General features: G+C 66.8%; 23 protein-coding genes and 3 pseudogenes. 12 read left to right on the top strand and 14 right to left on the bottom strand.

The genetic code is table 11. From position 1 onward, the window contains the following. From V5A19_RS10690 to V5A19_RS10650, 9 genes are all read right to left on the bottom strand, one after another. A partial coding sequence (locus V5A19_RS10690) for an ATP-binding cassette domain-containing protein (protein WP_332327795.1) occupies window positions 1–441 on the bottom strand: 441 nt, incomplete at its 3' end. Window positions 442–456: 15 nt separating this feature from the next. Next, entirely contained in the window at window positions 457–1,353 is an 897-nt protein-coding gene (locus tag V5A19_RS10685) for a metal ABC transporter substrate-binding protein (RefSeq protein ID WP_332319294.1), read from the bottom strand. A gap of 12 nt (window positions 1,354–1,365) precedes the next feature. Continuing rightward, window positions 1,366–1,908, bottom strand: a complete 543-nt coding sequence (locus V5A19_RS10680; protein WP_332327794.1) for a hypothetical protein — start codon at window positions 1,906–1,908, stop codon at window positions 1,366–1,368. Continuing rightward, a complete protein-coding gene (locus tag V5A19_RS10675) occupies window positions 1,850–2,671 on the bottom strand; it encodes a hypothetical protein (RefSeq protein ID WP_332327793.1) in 822 nt (273 codons plus the stop codon). Before V5A19_RS10675 ends, V5A19_RS10680 begins: the two co-directional genes overlap by 59 nt. Before the next feature lie 75 nt (window positions 2,672–2,746). After that, window positions 2,747–3,052, bottom strand: coding sequence for a hypothetical protein (locus tag V5A19_RS10670; protein ID WP_332319296.1), 306 nt, complete (start codon window positions 3,050–3,052; stop codon window positions 2,747–2,749). A 185-nt stretch (window positions 3,053–3,237) separates the two neighbouring features. Further along, window positions 3,238–3,723, bottom strand: a complete 486-nt coding sequence (locus V5A19_RS10665; protein ID WP_332319297.1) for an FKBP-type peptidyl-prolyl cis-trans isomerase — start codon at window positions 3,721–3,723, stop codon at window positions 3,238–3,240. A gap of 123 nt (window positions 3,724–3,846) precedes the next feature. Beyond that, a complete protein-coding gene (locus V5A19_RS10660) occupies window positions 3,847–4,686 on the bottom strand; it encodes an FAD/NAD(P)-binding protein (RefSeq protein ID WP_332319298.1) in 840 nt (279 codons plus the stop codon). Continuing rightward, the gene (locus V5A19_RS10655) at window positions 4,679–5,791 is read right to left on the bottom strand and encodes a 4Fe-4S dicluster domain-containing protein (protein ID WP_332319299.1); all 1,113 of its coding nucleotides are present in this window, start codon (window positions 5,789–5,791) and stop codon (window positions 4,679–4,681) included. The genes V5A19_RS10660 and V5A19_RS10655 overlap by 8 nt, the downstream gene beginning before the upstream one ends. Window positions 5,792–5,907: 116 nt before the next feature. After that, entirely contained in the window at window positions 5,908–6,264 is a 357-nt protein-coding gene (locus V5A19_RS10650; RefSeq protein WP_332319300.1) for a DsrE family protein, read from the bottom strand. Window positions 6,265–6,544: 280 nt separating this feature from the next. Here V5A19_RS10650 and V5A19_RS10645 point away from each other — a divergent pair, with 280 nt between their 5' ends. The 3 genes and pseudogenes from V5A19_RS10645 (at window position 6,545) to V5A19_RS10640 (ending at window position 9,561) form a co-directional block, all read left to right on the top strand. Further along, a complete protein-coding gene (locus V5A19_RS10645) occupies window positions 6,545–7,738 on the top strand; it encodes a GAF domain-containing protein (RefSeq protein WP_332319301.1) in 1,194 nt (397 codons plus the stop codon). Between the two features lie 15 nt (window positions 7,739–7,753). Then, window positions 7,754–8,116: pseudogene (locus V5A19_RS14385) on the top strand (PAS domain-containing protein); the annotation flags it as partial. Further along, a pseudogene (locus V5A19_RS10640) lies at window positions 8,110–9,561 on the top strand (EAL domain-containing protein). The pseudogenes V5A19_RS14385 and V5A19_RS10640, both read left to right, overlap by 7 nt. Window positions 9,562–9,722: 161 nt before the next feature. On the opposite strand, the gene V5A19_RS10635 reads toward V5A19_RS10640, so the two are convergent. Both V5A19_RS10635 and V5A19_RS10630 read right to left on the bottom strand, forming a co-directional pair. After that, complete coding sequence (locus V5A19_RS10635) at window positions 9,723–12,416, bottom strand: glycoside hydrolase family 15 protein (protein WP_443081500.1); 2,694 nt, start codon at window positions 12,414–12,416, stop codon at window positions 9,723–9,725. Between the two features lie 92 nt (window positions 12,417–12,508). Then, window positions 12,509–12,736, bottom strand: coding sequence for a hypothetical protein (locus V5A19_RS10630; protein WP_332319620.1), 228 nt, complete (start codon window positions 12,734–12,736; stop codon window positions 12,509–12,511). A 150-nt stretch (window positions 12,737–12,886) separates the two neighbouring features. Between V5A19_RS10630 and V5A19_RS10625 the strand changes: the two genes are divergently transcribed. The 8 genes and pseudogenes from V5A19_RS10625 to V5A19_RS10590 all read left to right on the top strand — a co-directional run bounded on the left by V5A19_RS10625 (window position 12,887) and on the right by V5A19_RS10590 (window position 19,763). Next, window positions 12,887–14,329 carry a dihydrolipoyl dehydrogenase family protein gene (locus tag V5A19_RS10625; protein ID WP_332319611.1) on the top strand — a complete coding sequence of 481 codons (1,443 nt, stop codon included), beginning with the start codon at window positions 12,887–12,889 and terminating at the stop codon, window positions 14,327–14,329. Window positions 14,330–14,581: 252 nt separating this feature from the next. Next, window positions 14,582–15,547 carry an arsenosugar biosynthesis radical SAM (seleno)protein ArsS gene (gene arsS, locus V5A19_RS10620; RefSeq protein WP_332319612.1) on the top strand — a complete coding sequence of 322 codons (966 nt, stop codon included), beginning with the start codon at window positions 14,582–14,584 and terminating at the stop codon, window positions 15,545–15,547. Next, a complete protein-coding gene (locus tag V5A19_RS10615) occupies window positions 15,525–16,232 on the top strand; it encodes a TIGR04283 family arsenosugar biosynthesis glycosyltransferase (RefSeq protein WP_332319613.1) in 708 nt (235 codons plus the stop codon). The genes arsS and V5A19_RS10615 overlap by 23 nt, the downstream gene beginning before the upstream one ends. Window positions 16,233–16,347: 115 nt before the next feature. Continuing rightward, window positions 16,348–16,695 carry a hypothetical protein gene (locus V5A19_RS10610; RefSeq protein ID WP_332319614.1) on the top strand — a complete coding sequence of 116 codons (348 nt, stop codon included), beginning with the start codon at window positions 16,348–16,350 and terminating at the stop codon, window positions 16,693–16,695. Then, window positions 16,692–17,366 (top strand): TIGR04282 family arsenosugar biosynthesis glycosyltransferase, encoded by a 675-nt coding sequence (locus tag V5A19_RS10605; protein WP_332319615.1) that lies wholly within the window; start codon window positions 16,692–16,694, stop codon window positions 17,364–17,366. Before V5A19_RS10610 ends, V5A19_RS10605 begins: the two co-directional genes overlap by 4 nt. A 145-nt stretch (window positions 17,367–17,511) precedes the next feature. Then, on the top strand, window positions 17,512–17,703 hold the full coding sequence (locus V5A19_RS10600) for a helix-turn-helix domain-containing protein (RefSeq protein WP_332319616.1): 192 nt from the start codon (window positions 17,512–17,514) through the stop codon (window positions 17,701–17,703). Window positions 17,704–17,765: 62 nt separating this feature from the next. Then, window positions 17,766–18,491: pseudogene (locus V5A19_RS10595) on the top strand (substrate-binding domain-containing protein). Between the two features lie 915 nt (window positions 18,492–19,406). Continuing rightward, on the top strand, window positions 19,407–19,763 hold the full coding sequence (locus tag V5A19_RS10590; protein ID WP_332319618.1) for a hypothetical protein: 357 nt from the start codon (window positions 19,407–19,409) through the stop codon (window positions 19,761–19,763). A 69-nt stretch (window positions 19,764–19,832) separates the two neighbouring features. On the opposite strand, the gene pepN is transcribed toward V5A19_RS10590, so the two are convergent. The 3 genes from pepN to V5A19_RS10575 form a co-directional block, all read right to left on the bottom strand. Continuing rightward, window positions 19,833–22,508: an aminopeptidase N gene (gene pepN, locus V5A19_RS10585; protein WP_332327792.1), complete on the bottom strand. Its 2,676-nt coding sequence runs from the start codon at window positions 22,506–22,508 to the stop codon at window positions 19,833–19,835. A gap of 153 nt (window positions 22,509–22,661) precedes the next feature. Next, entirely contained in the window at window positions 22,662–23,081 is a 420-nt protein-coding gene (locus V5A19_RS10580) for a secondary thiamine-phosphate synthase enzyme YjbQ (protein ID WP_332319548.1), read from the bottom strand. Window positions 23,082–23,146: 65 nt separating this feature from the next. Further along, the gene (locus tag V5A19_RS10575; RefSeq protein WP_332319547.1) at window positions 23,147–23,410 is read right to left on the bottom strand and encodes a hypothetical protein; all 264 of its coding nucleotides are present in this window, start codon (window positions 23,408–23,410) and stop codon (window positions 23,147–23,149) included. A 76-nt stretch (window positions 23,411–23,486) separates the two neighbouring features. Between V5A19_RS10575 and V5A19_RS10570 the strand changes: the two genes are divergently transcribed. Beyond that, a partial coding sequence (locus V5A19_RS10570; protein WP_332327791.1) for a hemerythrin domain-containing protein occupies window positions 23,487–24,033 on the top strand: 547 nt, incomplete at its 3' end.

Below are 24,033 nucleotides of genomic sequence, written 5' to 3'. Positions count from 1 at the left end.
CCAGATGGTGAGCAGCTGGAACTGCCCCCCGGAGAGCCGGTCCATGCGCTGGTCCAGCCAGCCCTGGAGCCGCTGCGGTGCTCCCGACTCATCGGCGCCCAGATAGGCCAGAAGCTCTCGGCCGGTTAACGGCATCTCCGGAAGCCGCACCGGCTGCTGGGACTGATAGGCGATCCGCCGATCCTGGGCGACATCCAATCGGCCGCGGAGCACCCGCGCGGTTCCGGCCATGGCCTTGAGCAGGGTGGATTTGCCGACGCCGTTGGGGCCCCAGACCCCCACCACGTCGCCGGCCTCCACCCGGAAGGTCAGGGGGCCGAGCACCGGTCGGGCGTAGCCCACCACCACGTCCTCGGCCGTCACCAGGGCCCCGGAGGTCGAATCAGGGGCGGTGCCTGCGGCTTGTTCCTGCCCGGTGCCCCGGGCCGTTGCCTGCACCATGCTCAGCTCTCCTACCTAGTCGGATCCGCGGCCTCCACCGATGGCGGTGGCGTAACGGTCGATGAGCTCGAAGTAGGCCGCCGCATCGGCCCCCAGCTCGGGATCCAGGGGCAGGACAGCGGTGCCCCAGCCCGTGGCCTCGGCCACCTTCTGGACCGGATCCGGCGGGTGGAAGGGCCGGCGCAGGATCACCCCCACCTCATCCCCCTTCAGATCGTCGATCAGCCCCCGAAGGTGGGAGGCGGTGGGGGCGATGCCGGGCTTGGGCTCCAGGTGGCCTCGAATGGGCACATCCAGGCGCTCCGCCAGATAGCGGATGTCCTTGTGGAAGGCCACCACGCCGGGGCTGCCGGCCACCCGCTGCTGCCAACCGGGGAGGCGCTCCGCCACCTCATCCCGGAAATCGGCCGCCCGCTTCCGGAAGGCCTCCGCGTGGGCGCCGTCCAGCTCGCGCAGGCGCTGGGCCAGGGCCTCGGCCACCGTCGCCATACGCACCGGGTCCAGATTTACGTGGGGGTCCCCGGCGGGGTGGACGTCGCCGGCGGCGCGGTCGGCCCGCTCGTAGCTGCCGATGAGCTCCACCTGGGCCGCGGCCTCGAAATAGCCGGTTCGGCCTGGCCGGATAGCCGGGTTGGCCGCCCGGCGCAGGGCAGCGGGCAGCCAGCCCACCTCCAGCTCGGCCCCCACGGCCACCACCAGGTCCGCCCGTCGCAGGTCGCGGATCATGGACGGCTTGGCCCGCAGGTAATGGGTGTCCCGGTCCGGCGGGGCCAGCGTGGTCACCGAAACGGCCTCCCCGCCCACGGTGCGGGCGAGCATGGCCATGGATGGGGTGGTAGCCACCACCCGGACCTCGGCCAGGGCCGGAGCGGCCGTCAAAAGGGCGACAAGCAAGGCAAGCAGGCGAGGCATGGCCTTCTCCCTCTAGAATTCGTGGGCGCCGTGCTGGCCCATGCTGGCGATGAACCGCAGGAAGTACTGGTTGGCCCGCTTCCGGCCGGATTCGGTGGCGATGTCGGAACCCGACCACTGGGCCTGTAGGCGGGAATAGTGGGTCGGCGTCCAGGTCAGGACCGCCGACGCTCGGTGGGAAGCATCCCAGGTCTCGGCGGTCCCGGAGGCGCCCACGGTCTTCTCGTTGACCCCCGCGCCCACGGCGTCGTAGCGCAGGGCGGCCCGCCAGTTGGCGGCGAAGCCGTAGCGGCCCTGCACATAGAAGCCGTCCTCACGGAAGGTGCGTGCATCCCCCACCGGGGGGCTTCCGCCGTGGTGCGCCACCTCCAGGTCCTTCACCGCGTACAGATACTCGGCGCTTATCCTGAAATCGCCCTTGCCGTACTGGTGGGGGGCATCGTAGGCGTAGACCCAGTCGGTGCCGGCCACCCAGTAGTCGCCACGTAGGACGTGCTTAACGGGCTGGGTATGGACCTCCTGCTGCTCGGTGGCCAGGACGCCGAACAGCCCCATCTGAAGCTCGTGGCTGTAGCCCAGGTCGGGGGCGGAGCTTGGCGAAGGCAGTGACCAGGCGGGGCCCGCCCTTGGGGTCGCCGAAGCGACCCCCCATACCCCTCAAATCCGCCTCATTTAGCGCTTCCTCGCCGTCGAAGCGCCCCACCACCTCCTGGTCGCCCTGCAAGGCCTCCACCCCGAAGCGGGTGTAGACCGGGGTGAGCGGGGTCCAGGTGAGCTGGACGCCGGTGCCCGTGAGGCCGTGATCGCCGAGCAGCTGCTGGTAGGCCAGGTTCTGCTCGATGAACGCCCACTGGTGGCGGTGTTTTTCGTTGTGGTAGCCGATGCCGGACAGGAACTGGCCGGCCTTGACCTGCAGGCCCGCGGGCAGTTCGCGGGTAGTGAGGTAGGTCTCCTCCAGGTTCACCTCGCCGGACTCGGTCACCACGAACTGGGCATAGGCGTCGAAGTAGGGATCGACGCTGGCGGAGAAGACGAGCTCGGTCGGCTTGAGGTTGAAGCCGACGGCCTCGCCGCCTTGACCGCCACCGTGGCCGTGATCGCCACCGATCTCGTTGATGCCGGCGGCGCCGGCGATCCGCTCGTCGGCCTCACCGCCTTCATCGTCCCGGTAGGCATTGCCTTCCAGGATCACGGAAATGTCGGGGTTGAAACGGTTGCCGGCGGTCACCTCGGCGGAGCTCGCCCCGGCCCCATGGGCCAAAAACCCTGAGAAGAGGGCGAGCACGCCGGCCGCCAATAGCCGGAAAGGCATGGGCATAACGGGACCCTTCGCTGATTAACGGGGTTCAACACAGCGGCGCCCGCGCCGAGCGGGCGCGGTCCATCTGGGCTGTCAGCGAAGGGCGGGAGGGGGATCCCGGGCCGCACTCCCCAGGAGCCGGGGAGCCGGAGGCGGGCCAGCGGTGAAAGGGGTCGTGTTGGGGGCCGGATCCAGCCGCATCACAGCCGGAACGGCCGCCGTGTCGGCGGTGCTCTGGGTTACCGTGCACACCTCGCAGACGGGGCTGCCGTCATCCAGGGCATGGTCCATGGCATGGGCCACCAGCGCCGGCTGGCCCAGCACCAGGCCCACCAGAAGGGCCAGGGCGGCCCGCCGCAGGCGGAAACGGAAGCCATGCAGGATGCGGGAATGCGGCAAATCGGTAACCCGAGGGGTAAAGCAAACAGAAACGCCCGGGCCAGAATACTAGCCCGGGCCGTTGCTTTGGCCAAGCGCCCGCAGCGCCAGGAAGCCCGCTAAGGCATCCCGGTCGGGCTTAACCGGCGCGGTCTAGGCGGGGTGGCCGCTAACGCGCGGCCACGACCTATTCCGGCTGGCGAGACTTACTCGTGCTCGTGGCCACCGGGGCCATGCACGTGGCCGTGGTCGATCTCTTCCTGCTCGGCCTCGCGGACGTCCTGGACGCTGACGTCGAAGTTCAGCGTGATGCCGGCGAGCGGATGGTTGCCGTCCACGGTCACTTCCTGGTCCCCGGCCTCGAGCACGGTGAGGATGCGCACGCCCTCGTCGGTCTCGGCCTGGAACTGCATGCCGGGCTCGATCTGCTCGGCGCCCTCGAACTGCTCGCGGGGCACATTGAGAACCATGGACTCGTCCCGCTCGCCATAGCCCTCTTCGGGGTTGATGGTCACGGTGACGTCGGCCCCGGGCTCCTTGCCCTCAAGCGCATTCTCCAGGCCGGGGATGATCTGGCCCGTGCCGTGGATGTAGGCGAGCGGATCCCGGCCCTCGGAGGTGTCGATGACCTGGTCGTCGTTGTCCTTAAGGGTGTAGTCGATGCTGACGACCCGGTTCTTTTCAACCTGCATGTTGACTTCCTTTTGCCTTACGAATGACGAAATGCGGCGGCGGGCATCGGAGAGGGGCCTCCTACCACGGCACCTACCTTAACCCAAGGGGGCAGGCAGGACCAAATGGTTAATGGAGTGGACCTAGAGCCCTTTCACCGCAAGCAGTTCCCCGATGCGCCCATAGGGGAAGACGGGACCGTCCCTGCAGACGAAATGGGGGCCGAGCTGGCAGTGGCCGCAGCGGGCCACGGCACAGTGCATGTTGCGCTCCATGCTGAGCCAGATGGAGCCGGGATCGAAGCCGCGACCCGTTAGATCCTCGGCTGCCGCACGCATCATGGGCTCGGGGCCGCACATCATGGTCTCGGTGGCGGCCGGATCCAGGGGGTAGCGGTCGAAAAGCTCGGTAACCAGACCCTGGTGGCCGGGCCAGTTCTCCCCGGCCACATTGGCGGCCAGACCCACTTCCGTGTCCGGCTCGCGCTCCCATGCGGCGTAGCGGGAGCGCCAGATCAGGTCCTGGGAATGCTTGACCCCCTGCAGGATGGTCAGGTGCCCGAAATCCTGCCGCCGCGCCATGATGTAGTCGATCACCGAGACCACCGGGGCGCAGCCCAGGCCCCCGGTGACCACCAGGACGTCCCGGCCTTCCGCCCGCGCCAGGGGCCAGGAACTCCCAAAGGGCCCGCGCAGGCCCACGCGGTCGCCGGGAGCGAGCGTCACCAATTTGTTGGTGACCCGGCCCACGCCCCGCACCGTGTGGGCCAGGGTCTCGGGATCATCGGGGTCGGAGCTGATGGAGATGGGCACCTCGCCCACCCCGAACAGGTACAGCATGTTGAACTGACCCGGGCGGAAGCGATAGGCCGCGCGGATCGCCCGGTCGGTTGCCCGGAGCCGCAGGGTAACGATGCCGGGGCTCTCCGTGGTCGCATCGACCACTTCGGCCTCCCAGGGGGCATGACGCAAGGGCTCAGCCATCGGCGCCCCCGCCTTCGAAATCGGCCCACATGGCGGCGACTTCCTCGGTTAGATCGATGCCGGTGGGGCACCAGGTGATGCACCGACCGCAGCCGACGCAGCCGCTGCGGCCGAACTGGTCGTGCCAGCCGGCGAGCTTGTGGGTAAGCCACTGTCGGTAGCGGTGGGCGGTGGTGTCCCGGATGACGATGCCGTGGAGATAGCTGTGGCCCGCTGTGAAGCAGGAATCCCACTGGCGCACCTGATCGGCGGTGGTGCCCTCCAGGTCCGGGACGGTTTCCAGGCTGTGGCAGAAGCAGGTGGGGCAGACGTTGGTGCAGTTGCCGCAGGACAGGCAGCGCTCGGCCACCTCCTCCCAGCGCGGATGGGTGGGGTTGGCGAACAAGAACTCGCGAAGGTTTTGCGACGGCAGACCGCGGCTCTGGGCCGTGGCCGCGGCGTCGATGGCAGCGCTGGCATCGGCGTTCTGGGCGTCCGTCGCTGCCTCTGTGGGCAGGGCGTCGAGCACCGCGGCGCCGGCGTCGGAGCCGGCCCGGACCAGGAAGCCGTGGTCTAGCTCGGACAGCACCAGGTCGAAGCTGTGGGTGGCCTCGGGGCCGTCCCCGGTGGCGGCGCAGAAGCAGGTGTCGGCGGGATGGGTGCAGTTCACCGCCACCAGGAACAGGTTGTCGCGCCGAGCTTGATAATAGGCGTCGGGCTCATCCCCCAGGAAGTGCTGGTCCTGAAGGGCCAGACCCGCCAGGTCGCAGGCCCGGGCCCCGATCACCGCCACCGGCTCGGGGGCGGGCTCGGGCTCGGTGAAGCTCAAGGCGCCGTCACCGTCCTTGGCCGCCCGCCACAGGGTCTCCCGGGGCGCGAAGGTCAGCGGCTTGAGGGCCAGGGGGCCGTTGGCCCAGGCGAAATAGCGGCCCGCTCCCTCCTCCAGGGCGTAGCTGCCCGGGGCCTGGCGGTCGCGCAGGCCGAAGCACAGATCATCCACGCCGGCCACCTCGTCCATGACGATGGCGCCGTCGCGCACGCGCGGTCCCCGGCAGGTGTAACCCTGGCCGTGGAGTGCGTCGAACAGGGCCTGGAAACACGCTCGGGGTAGAAAATGGTCGGCCAAGGAGGACTCCCGCACTGGGCCTACCCGTCCTTTGTACCCCGTGGCCACAGGGGTTGCCAACAAAAACGGCCCGCCGGGAAAGGCGGGCCGCAATGGGGAGGCGAAGGCCAGTTGGCTCAGAAGTCGATATTCTTGTCCGCCTCGGTAACCGCAGACACGAAATCGCCCATGGCCTTGTAGCTGGCCGTGGCCACCCAGTTGGACTCATCCACGCCGCGGGCAACGCCGCAGGCCTTGCACACCCACATGGGCACGCCCTTTTCCACCAGGGCCTCCATGGCGTCCTTCATGGCAGGCATATTGACCCCCTGAACGTGGGGGTAGACGTGCTTGTTGGCCAGAATGGCCGCCTCGCCCTGGAGCCAGACGGTAACATCGTTGCCCTGCTCGGCCGCAGCCTTGGCGGCCAGGATTCCCAGGGTTGCCTGAGTGGGATCGTCGGTGCCGTGGGTAACGGAAACAACCACCTTCATGGTCGAGCATCCTTCTTTGCTGAGTCTTCGGGTCACGTTCCTTGCGGGGACGGTCGATTCTACTAAATCGGAAAGGATATGCTCAGGGGAAAGGAAGGCAACCCTCCGGGGCATGCCGGGAGGGGCAGACGCCTCCAGTCCCCCGAAATGGTTGATCCGTAGGCGGTCCCAAGGTATATATGGCTACCCATTTCAATGGCTTGGCTGGGTCGGGTTCCCTAAAAATTCAAGGTTCCCCGGCCATGCCACTTGGCACTGGCCACGGGAATTCGATCGCTCCATGCCACTGCCCTCCGATGCCGGGGAATCCCAGGGGAACCGTTCCGCCACCATGGACCATGATCTGGCGGAAAAGCTGCTGGAAGCCACATCCGAAGTCGTTGTCGGCATCGACTTCGGCCCGCGCATCCGGCTGTTCAATCCCGCCGCCGAATCCCTGTTCGGCTTTCCCGCCGAGGAGGTGCTGGGCGAGCCTCTGGAACGGCTTTTCCCCGAAGCCAACCGCGACAAGCACCGCCGCGATGTCGAGGCCTTCCTGAAGGGCACCCCCGACCGCCACTGGATGAACGACGGCGATCCCATCACCCTCCGTTCCCGCGAGGGCGAGGCAGGACCGGTGACCATTGTCCTGCTCCGGGGGGATACCCCGGCCGGCACCGCGGTCACGGCGCTCATTCTGGACATTGGTCAAAAAGGTCGCACCGAGTCGACCCGTCACCGCATGCGTCGGGCCTTGGAAACGGTCAGCGCCGGTCATCGCGCCCTGGTCCGGACGCGCGAGGAGGCCACCCTGCTCGAGGAGATCTGCCGGGTCGCAGTGGCAGTTGGCGGCTATCGCTTCGCCTGGGCCGGGTACGCCGAAAACGACAGCGAGAACCACGTCCGACCGGTTGCCCACGCCGGTCACGAGGCCGGCTACCTCGACCGCATCCAGGTCACCTGGGGCGACGAGCCCACCGGCCAGGGGCCAGTGGGCCGGGCCATCCGCTCCGCTGCACCCTCCGTGGACCGGGATCTTCGCAGCTCCGCCACCTTCGCCCCCTGGCGGGAGGCCGCCCTGGCCCGGAGCTACGAGTCGGCCATTGCCCTGCCCCTGACTACGAACGAACGAACCTTCGGCAGCCTTGCCATCTACGCCGCCGAGCCGGACGCCTTCGATAACGAGGAGGCCTGGCTTCTGGAGCAGCTGGCTGGGGATCTTGCCTACGGCATCCAGATCCTACGGGATCGGCAAGCGTGGCGTCAGGAACGTGACCACCTAGTAGCTATCCTTGAGGCCACCCCCGATTTCGTCGGGCTCGCCGATCGCCAAGGCCATATCCTTTATCGCAATGCTGGTGCCTGGCAGATGCTGGGAATGCCGGGCGACACCGATCCCAGCGGTCACCACGTTCTGGGCAGCAAGGCCCATGAGAAGGCGCGCCAGACCCTGGAGGAGATCTTCCCCGTCGCCGCCCGCGAGGGCACTTGGTAGGGAGAGGCCACCTTTATGCGGGCGGACGGCGCCGAGATCCCAGTATCGCAGATCATCCAGGCCCATTACGCCACCAACGGGGAGGCAACCCATTTCTCCACCATTGGCCGCGACATCTCCGACCAGAAGCGCATCCAGGCGGAGATGGAAAAGTTCTCCAGCGCCATCGAGCAATCCGGCGACCTGATCCGCATTACCGATGACTCCGGGCGCATGGAGTACGTCAATCCCGCATTCGAGCGGATTACCGGCTATCCCGCAGAGGAGGCCATCGGGCGGACCCATGCCGAGCTCCTTCGCTTCGGCCTTCATCCAGAGTCTCTCTTCCACCGGATGTGGGAAACCATTCAAAGGGCTAGGTATGCCACGACATTCTCACGAACCGAAGGCGCAATGGCGAGCTTTTCCAGATGGACGAGACCATCTCCCCCCTGCGGGATAGCGGGGGAAAGATCCGCAATTTCGTGGCCACCGGCCGGGACATCACCGAGAGCCTCCGGATGGAGGAGCGCATCCGCTTCCTGGCCTATTACGATCCCCTCACCGAGCTGCCCAATCGGCACCTATTTGACGAGCGGCTGCGCCTAACCACCGCCCATATGGAACACCATAACCGACTCGCTGCGGTGGTGCTGCTGGACCTGAACCGGTTCCAGCAGGTCAACGACAGGCTTGACCATGCCCGCGGCGATCGCCTGTTACGGGCCGTGGGCGAACGCTTGGCCGCAGCCATACGCAACGGGGACACGATTGCCCGCTTCGGCAGCGACCAATTCGCCCTGTTGCTGGACGACATCGAGCAACCCGAACATGGCCCTGTCCTGGTTACCAAGATCCTGGAAACCCTGGCGGAGCCCATTGCGATCGACGATTACGAGCTGGTGGTCACCGCCAACGCCGGGGCCAGCCTCTATCCCATCGACAGCCGCGACCCGGCCACCTTGCTCAAACAGGCGGACGGCGCCCTGCATCGGGCCAAGCAGCTAGGCCGGAACCAGTTCATTCACTACACCCCGGAGATGGATCAGCGCGGTCCCGAGCACCTGAGCTTGGAGGCCGACCTCAGCCGCGCCCTGGAACAGGACCAGTTCTACCTCCTCTACCAACCAAAGTTCCACCTGGGGCAAGGCCTTTTACACGGCGTAAAGGCCCTGCTCCGATGGAAACATCCCGACCGCGGGATAATCTCGCCGGGAACCTTTATCCCCATGCTCGAAGAGATGGGTCTGATCAACGAGGTGGGCGATTGGGTGGTTCGCGCCGCCGCCTAACAGGCGGCGGTCTGGGCCGCCACGGGCCGGCCCGTGCCGGTGGCAGTCAACCTGTCGGTGCGCCAGTTCCGGGGCCCCAATCTGGTGGACAGCATCATCGGCGCTGTGCGCCGGGCCGGCCTGGGTGAGGGCCAGTTCGAGTTGGAGATCACCGAGAGCCTGTTCCTGGAGGAGGGCGAGGACGCTGCACGGATCCTAAAGGAGCTGCAGGCCGCCGGAATCCGCCTGGCCCTGGACGACTTCGGCACCGGCTACAGCGCCCTGGGCTACCTGCGGCGATTCCCCATCGATTTCCTTAAGATCGACCGTTCGTTCATCGGCGAGATCACCGTTCAGCAACCGGCGGAACTGGTTCGGGCGATGGTCAACATGGCCCGACCGCTAGGCATCGAGCCCATCGCGGAAGGCGTAGAGACCTTCGACCAGGCCCGCTCCCTAAAAGCCATGGGCTGCGAGCTAGTGCAAGGGTTCGGCTACAGCCGGCCTCTGCCGCCAGAAGCCATCCCCGCCCTGGCCTCAGGGCCACCCCCTGAGCCCCCCGAGAGCTTATAGGCAACCATCCCCGAGAATCCGGGGAAGGCTACCGCCCTCAGCGAAATAGCCCTGCCAACCCGAAGGGATCCGGTGTCTACCGGCCCTATTCGGGGCGCCAACCGGGCACGCCGAGGTACCGATCCTTACCCACCCCCGTGGTGCGCGCCTTATCATGGCGATCACACCGTCTGGCGACGGGTCTGGTTGAGCCGCCAATCGTAGGGGGCATAGGCGATGGTCACGGCATGGGCCCGGGACTCCAGCCAATCCCCCTTGTCCCGGTCGTAGAGCCGACGGGCCAGGAAGCGGATCAGCTCGGCGTCATCGTGGGGGAAATCGCCTCGGTACCATTTGAATACGCGGGAGATTTCCACCCGTTCACGCTTGGGTCGGACCCGCGTGGTCGCGTTGATGAACACCTTGCCGGCCGTTTCCAACTGGGCCTCCAGATTGTCCAACTCGAACACCTCGATGGGCGGACAGGAGCGGCTGCCGCAGACCAGGGCGAAATGCACCCGCGGATCGGGCTCTGTCACCATCAGCCCGCGCCTGGGATCCCCCGGACCGAACTGCCGCCGAAGGGTAAAGGGACCACCCCGGTTCCCCCGCAAAATGCCGTGCTCGATGTCGTCGGGGGTGAAAGTGTGATCACCCACCTTGTACTGGATGGCCCGGAAGAACCAGGGCACCTCCCGCATAGAATCGCGGATGCCGAGCTCGATGACGCCATGGATCACAATGGCGTTGAAGACATTGACCCAGAAGGCGGTGCGCTCGGCATCGGTTGCCAGGATCGAAGGGTCGAAGGCGGCCAAATCGGCGGCTACCTGCTCGAACTTGGCGTAGTACCCCGAACCTCGGACCAGACGGTAATTCACCCGCTGGCGATGGTTGTCGTAAAAGTGGCCGCGCAGGGTGTTCACCGTGCGCTTGATCTCCTCGGCCGGATTGATCGCCGGTGTAGGGGTATGGCCCTCGGGCTCGGGGTTCAGCAAAAGGGGGCTGAAAAGCAGGCTCAGGCGGTGGCGCCAGCTGGTGGAGTGCTCCGGGATCGAGCGGGTGCGCCGGGCGTTGAGGTAATGGACGGCGGTGATGGCGAAGCCGATGTGGGAATAGGCCTGCGGGAAATTGCCGGTGATCTCCTTGTACCGGGGGTCGTACTGCTCACCGAACAGCCCCAGATGGTTGGAGAACCGATCGATTCGCCGTAGGTGTGCCCCCGCCTCGTTGAGCCGCTTCTGCAGGATCAGGCAGTCCACGTACCAGAACAGACAGATCAGGAAACCATGTTCCTGGCCGGGTAGGCCGTCATCCATGCGGTAGCGCAGCATGGTGCCTTCCACCAGAAGCTCGTTCTCGATGGCCTCAATGGTGTTGGCGACCCGCTCGTCCTCAACCGGCAAAAAGCCCACGATGGGAATCATGAGCACCGAAGCGTCCAGCTCGTCGGTGTCGTAGTGCTGGGTGAACGCGCCTCGCTCGGGGTTATAGCCCTTCGCCAGGATATCGGCTCGGATCGCCTCCCGCTCCCTGCGCCAGCTGGCGACCTCGCCCGGCAGGCCGTAGTGCTCGGCGATCTTGATGCCTCGGTCCAGGGCCACCCAGCACATGAGCTTGGAATGGACATAGTGGTAGGGCCCGGTCCGAATCTCCCAGATGCCGTCGTCCGGTTCCCGCCAAACCCGGCACACCTTGTCCAGCATTGGCCGCAGATAATCCCAAAGCTCAAGATCGATCTGGCCCACGTAGCGCGAGACGGCGAAGACGGTCTCCAGCAGCTCCCCGTAGATGTCGTGCTGTTTCTGCTCCACGTTGTACTGGCCGACATGGACCGGATAGCTGCCCTTGTAGCCGGACAGATGCTCCAGGCGAGTCTCGCCATCGGGGGGCTCGGCCTTGGTGAGCTGATACATGATGCGCAGCTGCCCGGGTGGCTCGTGGGCGCACAGCTGCTTGAGCCAGTCCAGGTAGCGGCTGACCTCATTGGTGTGGCCCAGCTCGAACAGGGCCGCAAGGGTCATGGCGGTGTCCCGGATCCAGCTGAAGCGGTAGTCCCAGTTGCGCTCCCCAAAGAGGATGGTGGGCAGGGAGCTGGTGCCGCCGGCAGCGATGGCGCCGGTATCCTCGAACTGGAGCAGCTTCATCACCAGGGCGGCGCGATCCAGGTTCTCCCGCCAGAAGCGCTCCGCCGGATAGCGGGTCACCTCCTCGGTGTGGGACCAGGCTTGCCAATAGGCCAGAGTGGCATCCAGCACCCCTTCCAGAGGGTCGCCCCCGCCAATGGCGAGCCCTTGGTCATCGCGACTGAAGACCAGCCACACGACGTCACCGGCGGCCAGGGCGAGACCGGCCCTTTCCGCCTGCCAGGACAGGGCCCTGGTGGCGGAGACAACGTAATAGGCGGCGCCATCGTGAATCCGCCAACTCCGCTCATCCAGCTGCTCGGCCGGCGGTTCCTGCTGGCGAGCGTAGTCGGGGCGCGGCGAGCACTCTAGGCTCAAGGTCATGGAACCGGATAAACCCCGGATCCGGCGGATGAGGTGGTCGCGGTGGCCAGCAAGGCTAATGGCCTCTTCACCGGCGGGCATAAAATCCACCACCTCGGCCTCGCCTTCGGAAGTCCGGAACAGGGTCTGCAGGACATTGGTTTCCTGGAAATAGTGCTGGGCCGAATCCCATTCGGCTGAGGGGGTTACGGCAAACCGGCCGCCCCTAGCATCGTCCAGCAGGGCCCCGAAGATGGTGGGAGAGTCCAGATAGGGGGAGCACAACCAGTCAATGGAACCGTCCAGACCCACCAGGGCGATTGTGGCACCGTTGCCGATAACGCCGTAGTCACCGATCTTTTTGTAAGTCAAGCTTACTCCTAGCAGCCAGCGCTCGCGTAAGCGGCGGAGGCTGGATACCTTCCGGCTGACTCCGTAGCCTGGGCCCTGGCGTATATCAACGCGCCCAAGAATCGGGTTCAGGCGGCTGATCGTGCCAGGGCCACCCGCACCAACCGGATCCCCAACAGCAATGGGAAGACCCCGTGCAGGACCAGGTCGAAGATGTCGATCGGCTGGGTTAAGGTGCCGGCTGCGAGCATCTTCAGTTTCTGCCATAAATGGGGCTCCGGCGCGAACGGCGCCAGGCCCAGAAGCAGGGCCGCCACAACCAGCGAGCCCAACGGAATGCGATCGATCCAGCCCATGGCGATGAGGGTTCCCTTGCCGATTGGTGAAGAAGTGCCTCGGGATTCTACCCCGATTCCCCCTGTGCAGGCGAAAGGCGGCACCCGGAGCTTCCCGCACCGCACCGTCTCCGCCATCCTGTCGGGCAATGCTGCCGCAAGGGGCTCGGCGTGACGACCAACCCCGGGGGCGAGGAGCGCTACGACCTGGTGGTCGTTGGCGCCGGCTCGGGGGGCCTTTCGGTGGCCAGCGTGGCCGGGCGCCTGGGCCTGCGGGTGGCCTTGGTGGAAGCTTCGGGTGAGCTTGGCGGCGAATGCCTGCATACCGGTTGCGTGCCTTCCAAGACCCTGCTGCGCAGCGCCCGAGTGGCACAGCTCATGCGCCGAGGCGCCGATTTCGGCCTGACCCCCCGGGACCCTGGGGTGGATATGGCAGCGGTGAACCGTCGGGTACGCACCGTGGTGGAGCGCCTTCAGACCCAAGATGACCCTGCCCGCTTCCAAAGCTACGGGGTCGAGGTGGTATTCGCCGCGGCCCGCTTCCTCGATCCCCACCGTATCGAGGCGGGCCAGCGGATCTTGCGCAGCCGCCGTTTCGTCCTGGCGACCGGCTCGGAACCGTCGGTACCGCCCATCCCCGGCCTGGCTGAGGCCGGCTACTGGACCAACGAGGACGTCTTCGAGGTAACGGGACCTCCGGCACGCCTGGCGGTTATCGGCGCCGGTCCGGTGGGTGTGGAGATGGCACAGGCCTTCCACCGGCTGGACTGGCAGGTAACGGTGGTGGAAACCGGGGAGCCTATCCTTCCGGCGGAAGACCGTGAGGCCTCGGAAACCCTGCGGGCGGGTCTGGAGGCCGAGGGCCTGGCCATCCGTACTGGCTGTCAGGTGCAGGAAGTAACCCCGAGCCCAGAGGGGGAAGGCCACAGACTGCACCTGGGCCAGGGGAATAACCTGGAAGCGGACCGGATCCTGGTTGCCACTGGCCGTAAACCCGTCACCGAGGGTTTGAACCTGGAGGCCGCCGGCGTCGGCCTTACCGGCTCGGGAGCCGTCTCGGTGGACCGCCGCCAGCGCACCGCGGCGCGCCATATCTTCGCGGTCGGCGACGTCTGCGGGCCCTTCCAATTCTCCCACCTGGCCAACTACCAGGCGGGGGTGGTCATCCAGAACGCCGTCTTCCGGCTACCGGCTAAGGCCGACCTCACCGCCCTGCCGCGGGTCACGTATACCGATCCGGAGCTGGCCCAGGTGGGCCTCACACCCGCCGAAGCGGAGCAGCGTTACGATGGGCTAGAGGTCCATCGCGCCGACTTTGCCGACCTCGACCGAGCGGTGACCGAGAGCGAGGATACCGGCTTCGCCAAGCTCGTGTTCCGGCGCGGCCGCATTGTCGGCGCTACCGTCCTGGGGTCCCATGCCGGCGAGGTGCTGCCGGAACTGGTACAGGCCGTCCGCGGTCGGCTGACCCCTAAGGACATCGCGGCGGCGGTCCACGCCTACCCCACTCTGGCGGAGATCGCTAAGCAGACGGTGTCCAAATACTACGCCGAGCGGCTGTTCCGGCCACGGGTCAAGGCCCTGGTGCGCTGGATCAACCGGGTTTTACCGTGAAGAGTGAGGGGGGAGGAGCAACGACAACGTCAAGGACCCTATCCGCAGATGACGCAGATGAAAACTACGGAAATCACAGGCGGCTGGGGTCGTCGGCCCCAGGGAGGCTCGACGGCATAACAGGGGCCCGCGCATGGATTTTGGCCTTGGCCGCATAGCATCTGCATTAATCCGCGGCATCTGCGGATAACGCCGTGGCCTCCGCCTCTGCTCCTCACCCCTCACGCCTCCCTGACGACGAAGGAACCGGCCATGCACGCCACGCTGCCGTATCTTGAGCCAACCGATTTCCCGCCGCTCAAGCGGCGCGGGGTGTCGACACTACAGGTGAACCTGGGCTATCTGTGTAACCAGACCTGCCTCCACTGCCACGTCAACGCCGGTCCCAACCGCACCGAGGTCATGGACCGTGAGACCCTGGACGACCTGCTGGCCTTCATGGACGCCGGGGGCATCACCACCCTTGACCTCACCGGCGGCGCGCCCGAGCTCAATCCCCACTTCCGCGACCTGGTGACCGCGGCGCGGTCCCGAGGCATCCACGTCATCGACCGCTGCAATCTGACCGTGCTGGAGGAGACCGACCAGGCGGGACTGGCCGGGTTCCTGGCCGACCAAGGCGTGGAGGTAGTGGCCAGCCTACCTTGCTACCAGGAGGCCAACGTCGACAGCCAGCGCGGTGACGGGGTTTTTGGGACTAGCATCCGTGCCCTGCAGCGGCTCAACGGGCTGGGCTACGGCCGGGGCGACGATAGCCGCATGCTGACCCTGGTTTACAACCCCCTGGGACCTAGCCTGCCGCCCGACCAGGACCAGCTGGAGGCGGCCTATCGTCTGCACCTAAACCGCGATTTTGGAATCGCCTTCGACCGCCTTTTCACCATCGCCAACATGCCCATCCAGCGCTTCGGCTCGACGCTGATCTCGCACGGCCAATTCGACGAATACCTGGCGCTGCTCAAGAGCGCCCACAGCGACGCCAACCTGCACGGTGTTATGTGCCGCGACCTGATTTCGGTGGACTGGCGGGGCTTCGTCTACGACTGCGACTTCAACCAGATGCTGGACCTGCCGGTTCAAGACCCCTCGCTCAACCGGCCCCACATCCGCGACCTTATCGGCGTTGACCTTGCCGGCCACCCCGTGGCGGTGCGCGATCACTGCTACGGCTGCACCGCCGGCCAGGGGAGCAGCTGTGGCGGCGCCATCGCCGGCTAGCGAGCCCGAGCTTAGTATCATCGTCCCAGCCCTGAACGAGGCCGCCACCATCCAGGCCACCCTCGATCCGCTCCAGGCCTGGCGCCGCCGAGGGACCGAGGTGGTGGTGGTGGACGGCGGCAGCCTTGATGACACCCCGGCCCTGGCCGAGCCTCTCGCTGATCGTGTCCTGGCCGGACCCCGCGGCCGCGCCCGCCAGATGAACACGGGGGCCGCAACGGCCCGCGGCGAAGCGCTGCTGTTCTTGCATGCCGACACCCGGCTGCCGGCCAACGGCGACGGGACCCTCCTTTCCGCCCTGGCCCACGGTCGGCGCTGGGGCCGGTTCGATGTGCGCCTGGACGGCGCCAGCCGACATACCCTACTGACACTGGTTGGGGCCCTGATGAACGCACGCAGCCGGATCACGGGCATCGCCACCGGGGACCAGGCGCTTTTCATGACCAGGCAGGCCTTCGACGCCACCGGCGGCTTCCCGGACCAGCCGCTGATGGAGGACATCGCCATCAGCGCCACCCTGAAACGGATGGCCGGCCGGCCTGCCTGCCTCCGGGCAAAGGCGCTCACCGCCAGCCGGCGATGGGAGGAGGGGGGCATCCTGAGTACCATAGCGCTCATGTGGGCCCTGCGAATGGGCTACTTCCTGGGCGCATCTTCGGACCGGCTGGCGCGGTGGTACCGCTGAGCCTGCGCTCGGGTACGGGATTCATCAACGCCTCTCGCCAGTGCCATAAGATGCAAACGGAACACATCCTCGGTTACCACGGTCCATGCCCATGTCACCAACCGCGGAGGACGACATGAGCGAGACCGTCCGTTTTCCCGATAGCCTAGAGGCCTTCGGCGGAGCCGACTTCGAGAGCGCGCTGACCCGGGAGGTGCGGGCGCAGCACTGGCACATCCCTATCCAGGATTTCTGCCGGGCAGGGGCCTGGCCGGCCTTCGACGAGGAGCTGCGCATTTCGGTGCACCATACCGAGGCCGACGACGAGATGCTCCAGGTGACCGCCTTTGTCTCTTTCGACCCTACGGTGCCGTCCTACTGCAATGACCAGCACCACGTGGAGCCCGCCCACGGCTTCCTCAGGATCACCATCGACAAGGCCACAGCCGCGGCGAGCTTCGAGACCGAGCCACTAGGCAGGTGAGCCCCTATCCCGATTGCCCCAGTCCTGGCAAGGAGCTGACTCTGGACTTCCCAGCCTCTCATTGCCGCCTACTGGTTTTTGCCAAAGCCCCGACCCCGGGCCGGGTGCTTCGCCGCTTGGTGCCCCCGCTGTCTTCCCGACAGGCGGCATCCCTGCACATGCGCCTGACCGCCGACACCCTGACCCGGCTGGCAGCCCCGGCCCCCTGTCCGGCCCGGCTATATGCCATTCCGGCAACCCAGCACCCCTTTTTCCGCGCCCTTGCCCGACGCCATCGCCTGCCCCTACGGCCTCAGCGCGGATCCGATCTGGGTGAGCGCATGCACGCCGCCCTTTGCCAGGCCCTGACCGGCGCCTCGGCGGCGGTCCTCATCGGCAGCGACGTCCTGGGCCTCCAGCCCAGGGATATCGAGCGAGCCCTGGGCGAGCTGGCCCACGGCCGCGACGCCGTATTTGTGCCCATGGCCGACGGCGGCTATGGGCTGGTGGGCCTGCGCCGGCCGCAACCGGGGCTTTTCCGGGCCATTCCCTGGGGCGGTGGCGGCGTCATGGCCGCAACCCGACAGCGGTGCACCGAGCTGGGGCTGGACTGGGCGGAGCTACCCGCCCGCTGGGACCTGGATCGCCCCGCCGACCTGGATCGCCCTGCAGCCACTCGCCTGCTTCGATAGGTCGAGGCTTAAATCCGGGTTTTCCCGGATTTACTACCATGCCACTCTGAATCAATCCTGATATATTAAATGGGATTTTTGATCAGGGGGCCACGCCCCGGCGCGGCAGCTTCGACGTTCCCCGACACCCGCTCAGCGAGGGCCTATGGACTGGCACAACCACACTCCGCCCATCCGCGGCCTGATGGCCCTGCGTGCGGTGGCCGAGAACGGCACCTTCACCCATGCCGCCCGGGCCCTGGGCTGGAACCAGCCTAATGTGAGTAAGCACCTGAAGGGGCTGGAGCGCACCGTGGCAAGCGCCTGGTGCGCCGGGATCGGGCGGGCACCGATCTGACCACCGATGGCGCCAAAGTGCTTGAGCAGGCGGTACGCATCACCGATGCCTACGGCGAGCTCATGGATGACCTGCGGTCGTCATCCGCCCCCATGATTCAAGAAGGATCCCTCCGGATTGCCGCCAGTCCCACCCTGGGCCACTACTGGCTGCCCCGGGCTCTCCCTCAGTGGCAAGCGGCATTGCCAGACATCACCATCGAAACCCGTGTCTTTCCAAGACGGAAAAGTCTCCGCCGACTTTCTCAAGGTAGGGCGGACCTTGCCCTGGTGGAGCAACCCCCGGCGAACGAGGACCTTGTCCCCGAGCGCATGGGCTCGCATCGCCTGCTTGCCACCTGACACCGCAGCCACCCCTGGGCCGGAAGGGACTCCATTGGCCTTGCCGATTTCCTGCGGGCCCCGCTTGTTCTGCGTGCTCCTGGTTGCGAGCTCCGCGACAGGCTGGAACGACGCCTTCGGCAAGAAGGCCACCCGCCCCTGCGGGCGGACCGGGTGGTGGGCTCTCAGACCAACCTCCTGACCCACCTGCACCAGGGCGAGCACCTGACCGTGACCTCCAGCCTGGCCCTTGCCGGTGGGCTTGATCGGGAGCTAATCCCCTTGCCGATCCGTGACCTGGACCTGAACCTGTCCCTCTGGGCCGTGCGAGCCCCGCAAACTCCGGTCTCCGAGGGCCTTGCCACCTGCTTGGCTCATTTGCGCAGCCACCCTGTGGGAGAGGATCCGGTTCCAGAACACCCCCCCTCTGTAGCGGGGGTCCCGACGGCGGATCCCTTGAGTGGCTAAGTAACACCTCCAAAGGTACCCCGTAGGATCTATGGGTCACCATGGTCGAACGAGGGGCGGCGCCAGCCCGTCCCCAGCTTCACCGCCTATTCGCTGCTGCCATGGGCGGGACGCCCTGTTGCGTCAAAAGCGAGCTCCACCGCCTGCTTTCCGAGTACCGCCGTCCTCGGGTTTCCCAACCGGCTCCCCGCGCCCACACCCCGGTCAGGTCCGCCCCCATGGCGGTCCCAGGCGGGACCGGGGGGTCCAATTACCCCCAGCGGCTGCACCGGGAGCGGGCAATGGCCTACCCTGCGGGGAACAGGTCTTTCCTGAGGGGGATGGCATGGGGGTGACGAGCAGGACCCTCCCGCCGGGCGGGGAATGCAAACCGGGCCTGAAGGCAGGCCGCCCCCCCCCGGGGAAGTCGCCTTTTCCGGAGCCGTCAGGAACGGGATGCGCAGGCCCTCCTACCAGGCCGTTTGGGGACACGGAACCAGGAGGAGCAGCGAGCGCTGATGGACCGTCCCTTGTGGGGAAACTGGAGCCGCGACGCCAAACGCCTGGCTTGGGACAAGTTCTGGGCCGCTCGGGCCAGGTTGGACCGTAACGGCTCCGCCCGACAAACCCGCCGGGACCTCGAAGGGGCCCTTGCTTGGGCCATGCAGGCCGGGCTCGCCGATCACCGCCTGCGCCCGAACCACAGCATCGGCTGGTTTAGCGCCGAGGCCCAATTCCTTGGCGCCGGCCCCGGAGAACCTGGCCGTCGCCGCCTGCATGGAGGATCTCGCGGCCTTTGGGCCCGGCCTGAGCCCCCTCCCCGCAGCGGACGGGCCAGTGGGACTCGCCACGCTGGCAGAAGGAAACGGAGCGCTGCGCCGAGCGCACCGAGCACCTCCTGCTCCGCCTCCTCCATGACCGAGCTCGGAGACCCCCATGAGCAGCAACAGCACCGATCCCGACCGCCAGGCCATGGTTACCGCCCTTGCCGAGGGGGCCTACCGGGAGGGACTGCGAGCCTTGCAGGCGGAACTCGACGGCTACCCCCGACCCGACTCGCTCCATGACGTGCAGCCCGATGTCACCGGCCGGGACAACCTGCTCCACATCTTCGCCGTGGCCACATCCGACGATCTGGAAGGCGAGGATCCCAATCGCCGCTGGCCGGCCCTGGCCGCCTATGCCGCCGAGACTGGGGCCAAGTTCTATGTCGTTGTGCCCCGGGGCAAGGAGCAGGCCGCCCGCCATCGGGCCCGCGAGCTGGGGATCAACCCCTTCATCCTGGAGATCTGACCCCCTTTTCCGGGCACGCTCCAAATCCATCAAGCCTCTGAGTCAAGGCAGCGGCGGAGCCCATACGGCTCAGGCCCCTTCCACCTCGCCCAGGCTCCGGGCGGCGATCTCGTAGGTATCCCTTGACAGACCGTCCGTTGCCCGGATGCGCTCCAGCTGGTCGCGCATGCCGGAGTAATGCGGCTCGGCATAGCGGCCGAAGCGGCTGAAGGCGCGCGCCATGGCCGCGGCCATCTGGGGATTGATGGGGTCCATGGCCAGGACCTGGTCGGCAAAGAAGGCGTAGGCCTCGCCCGAGGGGTCGTGGAAGCGGGCCGGATTGCCGCGGGCAAAGGCCCCGAGCAGGGCGCGAACCTTGTTGGGATTGCGGAAGTTAAAGGCGGGATGGCTCATGAGCTCCCGCACCCGCTCCAGGGACCCCCATTCGGGGGATGTGGCCTGGATGGCGAACCACTTGTCCACCACCTCCGGATCGGACTGCCACTGCTCGTAGAAATCCGCCAGGGCCTGCTCAGCCTCTGGGTGGCCTTCGGCCACCAGCGGCCGCAACCCACCCAGCTGGTCGGTCATGTTGTCGGCAGCCTGGAACTGCTCCAGCGCCATGGAGCGACTGGTGTCATCCCCGGAGGCCACGCGGTAAGCCAGACAGGCATTCTTGAGCCGGCGGCGGGCGATGGCCTCGGCGGTCACCCGGTAGGCCCCCTCTGCGAGGTTGGCGTGGTAGCCAGTCTCGAACTCTGCGGCCAAGACCTCCGCCAGGCGCCGCCGAGTGAAGGCGCGGGCGGCGTGGATGGCAGAAGGGTCCACGGGGGGCTCGGCTAGATCGGCCAGGTAGCCCTCCTCCGGCAGGGTCAGGGCCTCGGCCACCAGGGCCCGGTCCTCCGCCGGCGCCCGCAGCAGCGTCCCGAAGGCCGCCTCCAGCCCCGCATCCAGCTCCATGGCCCGGCCTTCCCGATGCGCCGCCACGCAGCCGAACAGGGCGCGCTGGGCCAGCTCCTGGCCGGCCTCCCAGCGGTTGAACAGATCGCTGTCGTGGGCCAGCAGGAAGGCCAGGTCGCCGTCGGTGTAATCGAACTGCACCCGCACTGGGGCCGAGAAGCCCCGCAGGAGGGAGGGCACCGGCTCGGCGTCGAGGCCGGTGAAGGTGAAGGCCTGCTCATCGTCCCGGACCTCGAGCACCCGGGTGGTTTCCCCGCCCCCTTCCGTTTCCTCACCGGCCATTTGCAGCGGCAGATCGTTGCCCTCGGCGTCCAGCAGACCCACCGCGAAGGGCAGATGCATCGGGGCCTTGTCCGGCTGGCCCGGGGTCGCCGGGACCTCCTGACGGACGCGGAGGGTGTAGCTGCCGGCCTCGCCGTCCCATTCGCCGCTGCAATGCAGCCGGGGCGTGCCGGCCTGGGTGTACCACAGGCGGAACTGGGCCAGGTCGGCGTCGGTGGCGGCCTCCATGGCCCGCACGAAGTCCTCGGTGGTCACCGCCTGGCCGTCATGGCGCTCGAAATACAGGTCGCTGCCGCGGCGGAAGCCCTCGGGGCCGAGCAGGTGCCACATCATGCGGATCACCTCGGCGCCCTTCTCGTACACCGTGGGGGTATAGAAGTTGGAGATCTCGATGTAGCTGTCCGGCCGCACCGGATGGGCGGTGGGGCCGTCGTCCTCCGGGAACTGGGCCGAGCGCAGGCGGCGCACGTCCTCGATGCGCTGCACGGCCTCGGAGTAGCGCTCGCCCGAGAAGTGCTGCTCGCGGAAGACCGTGAAGCCCTCCTTGAGCGACAGCTGGAACCAGTCGCGCAGGGTCACGCGGTTGCCCGACCAGTTGTGGAAGTACTCGTGGCCGATAATGGCCTCGATGCGCTGGAAATCGGCGTCGGTGGCGGTCTCGGTCTTGGCCAGCACGGCCGAGGTGTTGAAGATGTTGAGGCCCTTGTTCTCCATGGCCCCCATGTTGAAGTCGGCCACCGCCACGATCTGGTAGATGTCGAGATCGCACTCCCGGCCGTAGGCGCGCTCGTCCCAGGCCATGGCCTCCTTCAGGGCCTGCATGGCGTGGTCCACCTTGTCGGCGTTGCCGTGCTCCACGTAGATGCGCAGCGCCACCTCCCGGCCGGACATGGTGGTGAACGAATCGGCGACGCAGGCGAGGTCCCCGGCTACCAGGGCGAACAGGTAGGACGGCTTGGGGAAGGGGTCCTCCCAGCGCACCCAGTGGCGGCCGTCGGTGAGGGTGCCGCCGGCGACGCGGTTGCCATTGGACAGCAGTACCGGGTAGCGCTCGGCGTCGGCCACGATGGTGGTGGTGTAGGTGGCCATGACGTCACTGCGGTCCGGGAAGTAGGTGATGCGCCGGAAGCCCTCGGGCTCGCACTGGGTGCAGAAGTTGCCCGAGGACTTGTACAGGCCCTCCAGGGCGGTATTTTCCTGCGGCCGGATGCGGGTGGTGATCTCCAGGGTGAAGGTCTCGCCCGGATCGGGGATGGTCAGCGACTCCTCGCCCAGGGTATAGGCCGCCTTGCTCAAGGGATGGCCGTCCAGGACCAGCTCCTCGAGGGTCAGCTCGCGGCCGTCCAGGACCAGGTCTTCGGACTGGACGCGCTCGGGATTGGCCCGCCCGGTCAGCCGGGAATGGACCAGGGTGGAGTCCTCGCCGAGCTCGAAGCGCAGGTCCACGTGGTCTACCAGGAAGGCGGGCGGGGTATAGTCGGCGAGCCGGATCACCGGCGGTTGCTGCTGTCGGGCGTCGGCCATCGGGGGTTTTCCTTTGGGGTATGACTTACCGCAGAGAAGGGCTTTTCCGGCGGCGATTTTCACCACGGAGGACACGGAGGAAATCAGGTCATGACGACTTCAGGGTTTCTGCCATACTCCGTGACCTCCGTGGTCAAATCCCCGTCAAACGTCCTACTCGCCCTGAACCGTCACCGTGATCTGGCGCCGGTACCCGGCATAGCGGTGCTCCCACAGGAACACCCCCTGCCAGGTGCCGAGCAGGCAGCGCCCACCGCTCACGGGCACGGTCAGGTCGTTGTTGGTCAGGATGTTGCGGGCATGGGCGGCCATATCGTCGGCGCCTTCGAGATCGTGGGCGTAGGCGGGGTCACCGTCGGGGGCCAGGCGCCCCAGGATGGTCTCCAGATCGTTGCGAACATCGGGATCGGCGTTCTCGGTGACCACCAGCGAGGCGCTGGTGTGGTGCTGATAGATATGGCACGTGCCTGTGGCGATACCGCATGCCCGAACGATCCGCTGGACGCCATCGGTTACCTCGTAGGTACCGCGGCCCTCGGTCACCACCGTGAACGAATCCTGGCCAACACTCATGATGCCGTGCTCCTGCCGTACCAAAAAGGAGCCAGGATAACGCCGGCCCAGCCGCCCCCCAAGCGTCAGGATGAAGAGTTATCCGGTGCGCTCAGGCCGCGCTTGGTCCGCTGCTTCTCCACCAGGGTAAGCAGAGGCTGGAGGTTGATCTTCTCCTGGGAGGTCACCCAGTCGTCCTGGTAGATCGCCATAATGCCCAGGCGCTCCATCTCCAGCAGCTCCTCGTCGGTGAGCTGATCGAAGCTGAAATCACCGCTTTCATCACCGTATTTGGCCTCCATACGGTCCCAGTGATCGGCCAGAGGGGGCCGATAGTCCTCCTCGCTCATGGGGCACTCCTGCCAGTAATGGGGACGCACCGGCGTTGACGCCGGTCAAAGGGTGTGGAGGATAAAGCCCCCCACCATGAAGCGCAAAAAGGCCACAGGAATGACGGATACCGCCGCCGAGACCATCGATCTGAGCAGCGAGCCCCGCCCCCGCATGGCGGCCTTCGCCACGCTGAAAGAGAAGGGCACTGATCAGCCGCTGGAGCTCGTCTTCTCGGATGAGCCCACCATGCTCATGCAGGCAGTGGCGCTGATGCTGCGCAACCGCATCCACTGGGAGATCACCGAGGCCACCGAAGGCGCCTATCGGGTGCGGGTGGTGGACCGGGACACGATGACCCCCGACTCGCTCACCGACCTGCTGTCGCGGGACCACGAGCGCCTCGACCGGCTATTCGCCATCGCCCTGCAGCACGCCAACAAAGGCGAGATCGCCGAGGCCAAGCCGCTGATCGAATCCTGCTATCAGGGCCTGCAGCGCCACATCTACTGCGAAAACGAGGTGCTCGCCCCCCATTTCGGCATCCCCGCCGGCGGCGACTCCGAATCGGACCCACCCCACCAGATGATCCACGAGCACGACAACATCCTCGGCGAGCTCGATCAGATCCGCGAGCTCGCCG

Origin of the sequence: Thiohalorhabdus sp., from assembly GCF_036628635.1 — a bacterium.
Taxonomy (GTDB): domain Bacteria; phylum Pseudomonadota; class Gammaproteobacteria; order Thiohalorhabdales; family Thiohalorhabdaceae; genus Thiohalorhabdus.
This window is presented reverse-complemented; position numbering and strand designations above follow the sequence as displayed.